General features: G+C 44.7%; 8 protein-coding genes. All 8 read right to left on the bottom strand.

Annotated features, from left to right (window positions below; all coding sequences use genetic code 11):
- Positions 1–2: 2 nt before the first annotated feature.
- Positions 3–2030: a flagellar filament capping protein FliD gene (gene fliD / locus AB4307_RS04800; RefSeq protein WP_017066379.1), complete on the bottom strand. Its 2028-nt coding sequence runs from the start codon at positions 2028–2030 to the stop codon at positions 3–5.
- 22 nt (positions 2031–2052) lie between these two features.
- Positions 2053–2478, bottom strand: coding sequence for a flagellar protein FlaG (flaG, locus tag AB4307_RS04795; protein WP_017066380.1), 426 nt, complete (start codon positions 2476–2478; stop codon positions 2053–2055).
- 81 nt (positions 2479–2559) lie between these two features.
- Positions 2560–3690 (bottom strand): flagellin, encoded by a 1131-nt coding sequence (locus AB4307_RS04790; protein WP_017066381.1) that lies wholly within the window; start codon positions 3688–3690, stop codon positions 2560–2562.
- Between the two features lie 588 nt (positions 3691–4278).
- The gene (locus tag AB4307_RS04785) at positions 4279–5412 is read right to left on the bottom strand and encodes a flagellin (RefSeq protein ID WP_048616124.1); all 1134 of its coding nucleotides are present in this window, start codon (positions 5410–5412) and stop codon (positions 4279–4281) included.
- A 648-nt stretch (positions 5413–6060) separates the two neighbouring features.
- Positions 6061–7197 carry a flagellin gene (locus AB4307_RS04780; protein WP_372131282.1) on the bottom strand — a complete coding sequence of 379 codons (1137 nt, stop codon included), beginning with the start codon at positions 7195–7197 and terminating at the stop codon, positions 6061–6063.
- A 418-nt stretch (positions 7198–7615) separates the two neighbouring features.
- Positions 7616–8806, bottom strand: a complete 1191-nt coding sequence (gene flgL / locus AB4307_RS04775) for a flagellar hook-associated protein FlgL (protein ID WP_017064129.1) — start codon at positions 8804–8806, stop codon at positions 7616–7618.
- A 10-nt stretch (positions 8807–8816) separates the two neighbouring features.
- Positions 8817–10697 (bottom strand): flagellar hook-associated protein FlgK, encoded by a 1881-nt coding sequence (gene flgK / locus AB4307_RS04770; protein ID WP_372131280.1) that lies wholly within the window; start codon positions 10695–10697, stop codon positions 8817–8819.
- Positions 10698–10917: 220 nt separating this feature from the next.
- Positions 10918–11853 carry a flagellar assembly peptidoglycan hydrolase FlgJ gene (gene flgJ / locus AB4307_RS04765; protein WP_017084509.1) on the bottom strand — a complete coding sequence of 312 codons (936 nt, stop codon included), beginning with the start codon at positions 11851–11853 and terminating at the stop codon, positions 10918–10920.
- Positions 11854–11859 lie beyond the last annotated feature (6 nt).

The following is an 11859-nucleotide window of genomic DNA, read 5'->3' as shown; positions in this document are numbered from 1 at the left end:
TATTAGCCCAACGCATTCATCATACTGCCCAGCTGAGATTGCATCTTACTGGTCGCATCTTGCATGGCTGTGAACTTAGAGTGGGTACGGCTCTCTAGGCTGTCCATGCGGCGGTCGAGCGCGCTTTGGTCATCAACCAAACGGTAGTTTTGCTCGACCAAGCTCTTTTCTCTAGTACGGATTGAACCCGTGATACCTGTGATACCTTGAATCGCATCTTCCACTTTTTTGGCGAAACCGTTGTTGCCACCAAAGAACTCACCCAACTTATCAAAGTTATTGTTGAGTTGACGGTCAAGCATATCGTAGTTGATTTCTAGCGAGCCTTGTCTTGTGGTGGTGATACCGAATTCAGTCAAAGACTTTAGATTGTCTGGCGCACCTTCGATACTTGATGAGAACACCCCTTTCAATCGGGAGTCGGCGTTACGCACTGTACTGTCACCAGAGAGCGGGCCTTTTTGACCAGTCGTTGGATCAACACCCGCGAGGTCTTTCGACACTTGATAGAACTGGTTATAAGAGCTCACAAAGGATTCGATATCTTGGCGAACACTGTTACGGTCGTACTCCACACCAATTTCTGCCGGCGGCTTATCTTTTGGCGTTTTTCCTTTCACCGTAATATCAATACCTTCAATGGCATCTTCAATCACATTGTTATTACTAGAGAGTTGAGCAACACCATCTAGGACAACCATAGAATCTTGGCCAGCCTGAACTTCAGTCATTCCACTATAGGTATCAAAAGATTGCTGTGCTTGTTCAAGATCTGCTTGCGCTTTATCGACCTTCTCTAAGAGCTCGCGCTCTTCGGGTTCTAATTTGGCACGCTCAATTTTCTTGGCTTGCTCTGCGGTGAGTTCGCCTTTTTGAACTTTCTCAGCCAACTCCGCTTTTTCTTGTGAAATCTTCTCTTCGATACGCGCTTGCTCAGCCTCAAGCTTTTGTTGGGCTTCTTTCGGTGTCACGTATGAATCGGTCAGAGTACCTGAGGCAGCATTTGACCACCCCGGCACATCGGGTGCCTTCTCTATCGCTTTTTCATCAAGCTCAAGTTCTGGTGTGTAGTAAGAATCTAAAAGCGTACCTGACGCGGTTTCAGTCCAGCCAGGGATATTATCTTCAGGCATCACAGACTTTGCCGCTTGAGCTGCGTCTAGGGCGGCTTGGCCGTCGGCGGCTGCTTGCTCACCGTAGCTGAGACTTTTAGAGTCTCCGTCAACATCTGAAGTAGAATCGGTTTGGGCTGCTGGGATGATATTGCCATCTTTATCGAGTGTTTCATTCGCATTTGGGTCATCGCTAGCGATCACTTCATCGATGAGTTCAACGGCTTTTCCTGCAGGGGTTAGAGCTAGAATATCTTGAGCAGCAACGCGCGCTTTCTCTAGCGCTTTAACACGTTCTTCAAGCGTTTTGTATTCGAGTTTTTTTAAGGGATTGGCAGCATCTGACTCAACATTAATGCTGATCTGCTGATCTGAACCAGACTGGTTCGAGGCAATAATAAGTCTTGGACCTTCGACATCGTTGATAATAGATGCACGAACGCCTGGGTTGCTATCTGCACCGTTGATACCACGAACAACTTCGATAAGTCTCGATCTGTCGCCAACTTGCACGTCAAAGCTGTCATCACCAAGCGAAACCTGCAGCTTACCTGGGCCAAATTTCATGTCCTCTGACAGTACATCAGAAGCCACTTTATGGCTTTGGGCAAGCTGCAACACATCGATGGCATATTTGCCAGCGATCGCTTCGGTAGTCGCGGTTGCAGAGACAAGCGCTTCATCGGTACTTTCCACTGTTCGCACAGCAAAAGCTTTTTCCTGACGAAAGTTTGTCATCAGGTTTTTCATCGAATCAAGGGATTCTCTGAGTCTTCCATAGGCACTAATGCTGGTATCGATTCGCGTTCGTTCATTGTCGATTCGTTGCTGTTTAGGTACACGCTCCGAATCAACAATTTTGCTGACCATGGAATTGATATCCATGCCAGACGAAATCCCCATTGGGCCAAAACTCATTAAATCACCTCAATAATACGACTTAAACCTTCACCTCAAATATTCGACTATTCGAGTTTTGGGCTGCTAGGCGTCTTAGAATTTCAAGCATTTCTTCATCAGGGATCTGGCGAATAATATCACCGGTTGTGGTCTCATAAATGGTAACCACATCTCTCCCAGATTCTTCATCGACCTTAAAAGCCACACCTTTATTGAGAGAGGAGATAAACTCGTTTACCTTCTCCACCATTTTGACTCGCTCTTCATCATTTAACTCTTGTCTATGTTGAGCTAATTGAATCGCCGCTTCGGTAGCTTCCTCTTTCGATTTCTCTACCTTGTCATAAGATGTTGCTTCTTTTAGTCGCGAAAGACTCGACGCACTACTACCTTCATCGCTTGCAATTTTAATGCCATTAGGTGAGCCATAAGGCTGGATGTTCGATGCGTTGGATGATATTTCCATAACACTCTCCCTCCCTCCTTTATGAGCCAAACAGTAAAACTCTACCCAGAGTAGAGTTTACCGCTACTTACCGAGGTAAGTTTAGCCCAATAAGCTTAGAGCTGCTGATGGTGACTGTTTTGCTTGAGCTAGGATAGAAGTACTCGCCTGTTGTAGGATTTGAGACTTCGTCATAGCTGTTGTTTCTTTCGCGTAATCGGTATCTTTGATACGGCTCTTAGACGCATTAACGTTTTCGTTGATGTTGTCTAAGTTGCTGATTGCATGGTCAAAACGGTTTTGGAAAGCACCTAGAGAAGCACGTTGGCTATCAACAGATTTTAGAGCACCATCAATGATAGATACTGCTTCGTTTGCACCTGCAACAGAAGTTACGTCGATATCGTTAACGGTAACGTCTTTACCAGCACCGATACCTAGTTCGCCCGCAAGGCTGCCGCCAAACTCAACATCACCTTCAACTTTTTGGCTTGAAGCGAAAAGTTGCAGTTTACCGCCTTCACCCACAGACGCTTTAACGTCTTGGCTTTGACCATTGATGTAAGTTGCTAGCTCTTCGATATCGTTGCCTTCTTTAGCAGAGATAGATAGCTCTTGCGCTTCACCAAACTTATCGTTGTATTTGATTGTTAAATCAGCACCCGCACCTACACGCCAAGAAGCATCTTTGCCTTCTGTAACGCCGTAGCTCTTACCACCCATGTCTTGAGTGTCAGTACGCATGTTGCTCATAGATAGCATTACTGCTTCACCTGAGTCAGCACCGATTTGGAAAGATTGGCTGCCGTAAGTACCGTTCAGAAGCTTGTTACCACCAAAAGAGGTCGTTTCAGCGATACGGTTAAGTTCTGTGTTTAGAGCAGAGACTTCTTCTTGGATCGCAACACGTTCAGATTTGCTGTTCGAACCGTTTGAAGATTGAAGAGAAAGGTCACGCATACGTTGCAGAATGTTGGTTGACTCATTCATTGCACCTTCAGCTGTCTGTGCAATAGAGATACCGTCATTCGCGTTTTTCACAGCCATATCTAGGCCACGACTTTGCGACGTTAAGCGGTTAGAGATTTGTAGGCCTGCAGCATCATCTTTTGCGCTATTGATTTTATAGCCAGAAGACAAACGCTCCATTGATTTTTGAGTACCTTCAGCCGCGCTATTTAGGTAGCGCTGAGCCGTCATTGCAGACACATTTGTGCTTACATTAATCGCCATAGTTGATCTCCTTTAGGCATTTTTTAATGTACTTATGTGACTCTCACCTCACACTAATACATGTCAATTTTGTTTATGCACCAGTGTCTCTCTCACCTTACATTGGTACATATCATTTCTCTCAATCCCTTTAACGGCGCCTTAATTAGAAGCTTTAATAAAAAATGCGCTTTTTTTCATATTCTTTTCAACAACAAAGGAAAGTGTGATCGGGCTTCAATTAATAGGGCGACATTCGCTAAAGTTGCCCCATTATTTAAGTTAATGAGCGTAGTGTTGAATATAAAGTCAGAAGAGATCCCTGATATCTCGTTCTACTCGATTCTGGGGTGACGAAAGACTGCTTCGATGTAGTAAGCGAGGAAACCATCATTTCCCAATTCCCGTCACTCCCTACAGTGAGGAGCGAGCGTGATAGGGAATCTCGCTTTCCAATCAACGACCAACACCAAAACTCCCCCCTTCTCCAAATTGCAGGCAATAAAAAACCCAGCCGAAGCTGGGTCTGTTTAGCGCTCATCTCTCACCACGAGCTAATTTGTGGAAGCCTAACGTTGACGCTTATAGTCAACGTGGCTTTTTAATCGATTAACCTAGTAGGCTAAGTGCCGAGTTCGGAGCTTGCTTCGCTTGAGCAAGAATCGAGCTTGAAGCTTGAGAAAGGATCTGAGACTTAGTCATCTGAGTCGTTTCTTTCGCGAAATCGGTATCTTTAATACGGCTCTTAGATGCGTTAACGTTCTCGTTAATGTTGTCTAAGTTGCTGATAGCGTGGTCGAAACGGTTTTGGAAAGCACCTAGCTCAGCACGGTGGCTATCTACATACTTAAGTGCCGCATCGATAATAGCTACAGACTCTTGTGCGCCGCCAACTGATGTTACGTCGATAGTATCAACCGTTACGTCTTTGCCAGGTTGCATGCCTAGTTCGCCAGCCAGGCTGCCAGAGAATGCCACTTCGCCTTCAACCTTGTTGTTACCAGTAAACATTTGTAGCTTACCGTCTTCAGTTACAGACGCTTTAACAGAGTCTTGTTGACCGTTGATGTACGTTGCTAGCTCTTCGATGTCGTCACCCGCTTTTGCGCTGATGTCGATTTCTTGTGCTTGACCGAAGTTATCAGTGAACGACATTTTTAGGTCGTTAGAGCCTGCTTGAACGTTCCAATCTTTATCTTTCGCGTTCTCAGTTTGGTAGCTCTTACCACCCATCTGAGCGTTATCAGAGCGCATGTCTTTCAGTTGAAGCATTACCGCTTCACCGTTGTCTGCACCGATTTGGAATGATTTAGTACCGTGAGTACCGTTAAGCAACTTGTTGCCACCAAAAGACGTCGTTTCCGCGATACGGTTCAGTTCGTCGTTCAGCGCTGTTACTTCTTCTTGAATCGCTACACGCTCAGATTTTGAGTTTGAGCCGTTTGAAGATTGTAGAGACAAATCACGCATACGTTGCAGGATGTTAGTCGTCTCATTCATTGCACCTTCAGCTGTTTGTGCAATTGAGATACCGTCGTTCGCGTTACGTACAGCAACATCAAGACCACGACTTTGAACGTTCAAACGGTTCGAGATTTGTAGACCCGCAGCGTCATCTTTTGCGCTGTTGATTTTTGAGCCAGAAGCTAGACGCTCCATTGATGTTTGTTGTGCGCTGTTTGCGTTGTTTAGGTAACGTTGCGCTGTCATCGCTGAAACGTTTGTATTTACATTCACTGCCATGGTGATTTCTCCAATTGATTTTCCGGTATAGCGGTTTCCGACGTCTCGGAAAACCAAGTAGTTCTCTCAAAGTTACTTTTAATAACGGCGCGAAAATCAGAAGCTTTAGAAAAACTTTCAAAAAACCACAAAAAAAATATTAATCTAATATTTATCAACAACTTAATTTTCATCATTTTCTAATACAGCGATAGATTTCAATTGGAAAAAGATCTTAATCTGTTCAGAAAGCGTACGAACCGCCGTCTAAATGGCTCAAGGTCGAGAAATGATCAATCGCCAAAGATCTCTGACTTACGCAAATCTTGTGTAATAGATGACATTATTTGTCGTGAAGAAGAACCATCAAATAGAGATTTGGAAAAGGTAGTGCGAGAAAGTTCACAGGAAAATAAATAGCAAAAACAAGAAATACAGAAAGGAAAAAGCCCCTTTTCCTTTGAGAGAACCGGGGCTAGTTGGCGCGTCAGAGCCTGTGTGGAGATCATCGAGAAATGAACACATTTCCGACTTGCCGTTGCATTCTTACTGCAAAAATGGATAGCAGGTGAGAGATGAGAGAGCTAAACATTCAATAGTAAGTATGCTTGCCAGTTTCCCTTGCTGCATGGCTCACGTCTGAACACGAGCAGCAAGTTCAACCAATAACTATTGCAATAATGACATTGCAGAGTTAGGCAACTGTTTTGCTTGAGCAAGTATTGAAGTACCTGCTTGTTGCAGAATTTGTGATTTGGTCATTTGCGTCGTCTCTTTCGCAAAGTCCGTATCTTTGATTCGGCTGTTTGAAGCGTCTACGTTCTCTTGTACGTTTGCCAAGTTATTAATACTGTGGCTTAGACGGTTCTGTTTTGCACCCAAATCAGCACGCTGTGAATCCACGTACTTCATTGCAGAATCAATCACGCTGATCGCGTTCTGTGAACCCGCAACGCTGGTTAAGCTAACATCTTGAACCGAGGTTGCGCTGCCTTCACTCTTAATACCTAGCTCAGACGCTAGACCACCAGAGATAGACATTGGGCCGTCAAGGTCAGGTTCAGCAACGAACAGTTGAATGCGACCATCATCAGTAACCGATGCGTTCACAAGATCAGACTGACCATTAATGTAAGTCGCAAGCTCTTCGATATCATCGCCCGCTTTGGTATTGATATCTAAAACGATGTCTTCACCCGCTTTGGTTTTGAATTCGAACTTAAGATCGCTCGCTGTTGGCGGCACTTCCCAGTTCTTATCTTTCGCGTTTTCTGAATCGAACGTAGTACCACCCATACGGTAGTCATCTGCACGGATACTTGTCAGAGCCATGATCATTGCTTCACCAGAGTTAGAACCGATCTGGAATGAAGCTTCACCGAATGAACCGTTCAGTAGACGACGACCACCAAACGATGTGGTTTCCGCAATACGGTTAAGCTCATCTTGAAGTGCCATTGACTCTTCGTTCAGTGCAGTACGCTCTGCCGGCGAGTTAGTGCCGTTTGATGATTGAATCGCTAGATCACGCATACGTTGTAGTACGTTAGTCGATTCGTTCATCGCGCCTTCTGCTGTTTGAGCAATCGAAATACCGTCGTTGGCATTACGCATTGCCACATCAAGACCACGAGACTGAGCGGTTAGACGGTTCGAGATTTGCAGACCTGCCGCATCATCTTTCGCGCTGTTGATCTTGTGACCAGATGACAAACGCTCCATAGAAGTCGCTAAGTCATTAGATGCTTTATTCAGGTAACGCTGTGCTGTCATAGCAGATACGTTAGTGCTTACATTGATAGCCATTTTGCTCTCCTTATGAGTTCGCAAAGTTTCTGCGAAGCGGCCAGCTTTACTCTCATATGGATAAGCACTGACCGTGTATTACTCGATAAACCCTATACAAGGTTTAAGATCTGTATTAATCATTTATAACCAACACAGATACAAGTTGTATGCCAAGTTTAATATCATATAAATAATTTTTTAATTATCTAAAAATCAGAAGCTTACAAACAACACTGCGCAATTATGATTTTCTACTATTAGAAGATGAAAAACATTCACCTTCCTTATTGCCGTTTTTTGCCGCTATTCTAGAAACATCATGCTTCGTACAAAAAAGCGGCAAACTGTGGCGTCATTCGCACGTATGGCATAGCACATACGGCAAGGAATCAACGCCATGGTGATCGACAAGCCACCATTAAATACCGATTGATCATTAAATATAGTTAAACAAGGTCAGGTCTTTGGTTTTGCCAAACGCTTGTTGAGAAGCTTGTAGTGCTCGAGAGTTTTCATTGAACTCAATGATCGCTTTCGAGTAATCCAAGTCTTCAAAGTTGCTTTTTGCTTTTGCTAAAGACAACTTGAAATCTTCATGTTGTTGCTCTTGAATATCCAAAGTACTCAAACGTGCACCAACATCGGTTCTTGCCTTGGTCAAATGGATAAACGCAGCGTGGAACTCTTCAGTTACTTGGTGCAGTTTCGCTGTTGCTGATGCATCCGATACCGGGTTTTCAGCCTGCTCAGCAGCCTCTTTGAACGTATCAAAGATAGAGAAAGTCTCTCGTGGTTCTAAGGTGATCGAATCACCTTTAGTGATTTGGCCTTTGATTTGAATATTCAGCCCTTCATAAACAATGCCTGTCGAAGGATCAAAATCTTCTGCCGCAACCACTGCGCCGTCTTTTTCAAGCTGATAAGCGAAATTGCCCGTCTGCATGTCGACAAACGTCACTTTATAAGTAGACCCATCTTCATCGCTGTTGGTCGCACGCCCGAGCAATAACTCAGACGCAGGTTCAAGCTCGTACTGAGGTTCGTAGTCACCGAACGGGTTGTCTATTTCCATAAACATCTTGCTGCCCGGATCATTCATTGCCATTTCAAAGCTGCTTGCCACACGCATCTTGCGTTGGTAGTCATCACCTTGATATGTCACATTTCCTTCGTTATCTCGAAAGAAAGGCTGATTTTTCGGCTTAGTGCCTGCAAACGTGTAGTTACCCGACTCATCTTGAGAGTTGGCTAAATGCAGGAAGTTATTCGCCAGTTCTTGAATTTCACGCTTCTTAGCTAAACGGTCTTCCGGAGAAAGCGCACCGTTGATCATTTCCATCACGGTTCGTTTTGCTTCATCAGCAAAGCCTTCAGTGTTAGAAACCAATACTTCATGATGCTCAAGACGGTTTCTGACTAGAGTAATCGCATCGACATACTGTTTAAGCTGTTCTGACTGCTGACCAATGTTCTGTAAATAGTGCGTCGCTAATGGGTCATCACTTGGCGACTGTAACTTCTTACCCGAAGCAAGTTGTGCTTGGTTGTGATGCACCTTGTTCTCTTGACGGCGCAAGTCGTTTTGTACTGACTGATAATTATGGAAGCTAGAGATACGATTCAACATTTATACCTTCCTATCTCAGAGCCAAAATAGTGTTAAACGTATCATTGGCTGCTTGCATGATACGTGAAGAAGCCATATACGCTTGCTGAAATTTCATCATGTTTGCCGCTTCTTCATCGAGGTTTACTCCCGAGATAGAAGCAATACGTTCTTGAGCCGACTGTTTTTCTAATGTCGCAATATCACTCAGGCGATTTGCCGTTGAAGACTTCAAGCCCGTATTAGTATTCAAGTTGTGGTAAAGGTCTAAAATCGTAGACTCACCATCATTCAACAGCTTTCCTGTTTGAAGATCTTGTAGCTTACGCAGGTTACCGTTGTCACCTTCTGATGGGACAAGGTTTGCCGTAAACTTATCATTTGCCACCGCACCGGGTGTGAGCTCAAACGTTGTACCGTTGATGGTCACTGGCCCTTGTGGCGGATACGGTTGAGGCTGCATTAAAATGTTACCCTTCGGATCCGTCACAGCAAACTGCTCACCTTTTGGTGAGACAATCACTTCAAACTCACGCAGTTGACCTGCTTCTAGGATTTTAAATCCCGCTGTACCCTTGGCAAACGTGGTCGATGCCTCATAACTTTGCGCAGCAATGTCTTTCGGGTCTTTGGTTTCCATATGAATCTGCGCAGCAAAATTACGCGTTGGACGCAGTAACAGTTTCTCTCCTAGTTCAGGAGGGTTACGTACTTCCACTCGCATGCCATCAAGATAAAAAGCACTACCGCTAGAGTCGGTCGCCATCTTAACGGTCTCACCGTTCGGCTTAGTCACGACATAATCACTGCCATCGTATTTCAGTCCATACTCACCGCCTTTTAAGGCAGAAGTATCATCAATGTATACCGCAACATCGGCTTTCGATTGCCCGCTAGCCGTGACACGAGATTTTGCCACCAGCTCTGAGTTCACGTCGGTAAACAAGCCCTTACCTACGTTGCCGTTAAGATCCAAACCTTGTTCTTGAAGACTATTGACCTCATATGAAAACGCGGTCGCCAAACGACCAAGCTCATCCATGATTGCTGGGATATGTTCGTCACGCATGTCTAGCATGGCGCCGATTTTTCCGTCGATATCACTGCTGGTGATCGGTTTTAAAGACTTACCTTCAACAATCGCTAGGCGGCGCTGATGTGCATCGGGTAAGCCATCAACCATCTTCAGCTGACTCGCTTCACTACCAGAGACCAAGGTATGGCCATTACCAATATGGACATTAAACCCTTCGGCATTTGAGCGTGGTGTCACCGTAACTTTGGTGTAACCAGAAAGCTCATTAATCAACTTTTCATGCTGATCTCGTAGGTCATTATGAGGCCCAGGAGTTCGCATCATTAAACGCTGAACATCACGGATCTCGTACGCAAGTTGGTTAACTCGCTCGATACCCATATCTAATTTTTTATTCGTAGAATCAGACTGTTGACGAACTGTTTCATGAAATTCATTCAAGGTTTTAGTTACAAGCCCTGCTTTCTCTAACACGACCTTACGCGCACCCACATCATTTGGGGTATCGGCGAGAGTCTTAACGGAATCAAACCATTCGTTGAGGTTTTCTGGAATCTTCTTTGAAGCGACCGACGACAACATGCTCGACAGCATATCGAGGTTGGCTTCGGTATCGCCTTTGTTGGCGGCATTGGTTGTCGATAAGTTAAGTTCTTTGACGGCAAACTGATCCCAAGAGCGGCGAACATTTTCCACATGTACCCCCATACCGTAGGATTGCCCACCGTACTGGCGCGGGTCATTCACACCTTGAATCACAGACTGGCGGCTATAGCCCTCTGTGTTGGCGTTAGAAATGTTATGACCTGTGGTGTTGAGCTGTCTCTGAGCCGTAAGAACACTTTGTGCCCCTACATTCAGAAGATCCGACGCCATAATGCCCCCAAAAAACTTAACAAAACCAGAATGAACTGATTAACTACAACCGTATATTACTAAGATAAAAGCAATATATATGCCAATACAAACAATGGAGAGTTAAAATACGATAATTTATTGAAGTGTAAGGAGATAACTATGGATTACGCGTAAGAACTGAAGGGGCGGAGAAGAAAAGAGCCTGCCAGTAGCAAGCTCTCTATGTTGATTGATGACGCTAGTTCATCTCATCAATCTTGGCTTTAACTCGTAAAACCTTGTCTGCATAGTTAGGGTCAGTTGCGTAACCAGCCTGATGAATGCCTTTGATGAAATTCTCTGAATTGCCTTGATGCTGTAGCGCTGTTTCGTATCTTGGATTTTCGTTCAAGAACTTCACGTAATCATTAAAGCTATCTTCGAAATTAGAGTAAGAACGGAAAGAAGCAGACTCTTTAACGGCGGTTTTGCCATGGAACTCAAGAGTTTGAGTCGCGACCTTATCGCCCTTCCAGCTTCTATCTGCTTTGATGTTGAATAGGTTATTACTGTTGCCCAAAGAGTTCTTAATCATCTTAGAACCCCAACCTGTTTCAAGTGCCGCTTGCGCCAGTAGCAGTGACGAGTCAACACCGAGTGCGCTCGCCGCTTTTTCAGCGTAAGGCTTCATCGACGTAACAAACGATTCTGGCGAATCAAATGAAGCGGGTTGTTTTGCTGCTGACATGGCTGTTGCTGACTTAGCAGATTGAACTTCAGAGACTTTCTCTTCTGAACGACCTGAGTATTGCGGTCTTTCCAGCGAGGTATCAAAACCTTCACTGCGAACCTTATCTTCTGTCGCGTCGCTTGCTTGACCCGCGCTTAACTGAGCTACAATCATGTCCGCAAGGCCTAATGAACCTGAAGCACTCAACTCACTCGCCATTTGGTCATCTTGCATCTGACGATAAAACTGCTCGTTCTGGCTGTTCAGCATATCCGACTTAAAGCTCGAGTTAGCATCGCGCATTGACTTAAACAACATCGAGGTGAAAATCGATTCAAACTGTTTCGCCGCCGCGGTTAATGCTTCTTTCTCGCTGCCTTCTTCACCGTTTACGGCTTGTTGACGAAGACGGTCTAAACTACCGATGTCGTGAATAAAGCCGATGTCATTGTTATTCTTAATCATGCTTTA

Origin of the sequence: Vibrio sp. 10N.261.52.C2, from assembly GCF_041471425.1 — a bacterium.
Taxonomy (GTDB): Bacteria; Pseudomonadota; Gammaproteobacteria; order Enterobacterales; family Vibrionaceae; genus Vibrio; species Vibrio crassostreae_C.
The sequence above is the reverse complement of the archived record's forward strand: the minus strand, read 5'-3'. Positions and strand labels throughout refer to the sequence as shown.

Coding starts and splice junctions, on each gene's coding strand:
- fliD (WP_017066379.1), bottom strand. CDS start 2,030: ATGAGTTTTGGCCCAATGGGGATTTCGTCTGGCATGGATATCAATTCC.
- flaG (WP_017066380.1), bottom strand. CDS start 2,478: ATGGAAATATCATCCAACGCATCGAACATCCAGCCTTATGGCTCACCT.
- AB4307_RS04790 (WP_017066381.1), bottom strand. CDS start 3,690: ATGGCGATTAATGTAAGCACAAATGTGTCTGCAATGACGGCTCAGCGC.
- AB4307_RS04785 (WP_048616124.1), bottom strand. CDS start 5,412: ATGGCAGTGAATGTAAATACAAACGTTTCAGCGATGACAGCGCAACGT.
- AB4307_RS04780 (WP_372131282.1), bottom strand. CDS start 7,197: ATGGCTATCAATGTAAGCACTAACGTATCTGCTATGACAGCACAGCGT.
- flgL (WP_017064129.1), bottom strand. CDS start 8,806: ATGTTGAATCGTATCTCTAGCTTCCATAATTATCAGTCAGTACAAAAC.
- flgK (WP_372131280.1), bottom strand. CDS start 10,697: ATGGCGTCGGATCTTCTGAATGTAGGGGCACAAAGTGTTCTTACGGCT.
- flgJ (WP_017084509.1), bottom strand. CDS start 11,853: ATGATTAAGAATAACAATGACATCGGCTTTATTCACGACATCGGTAGT.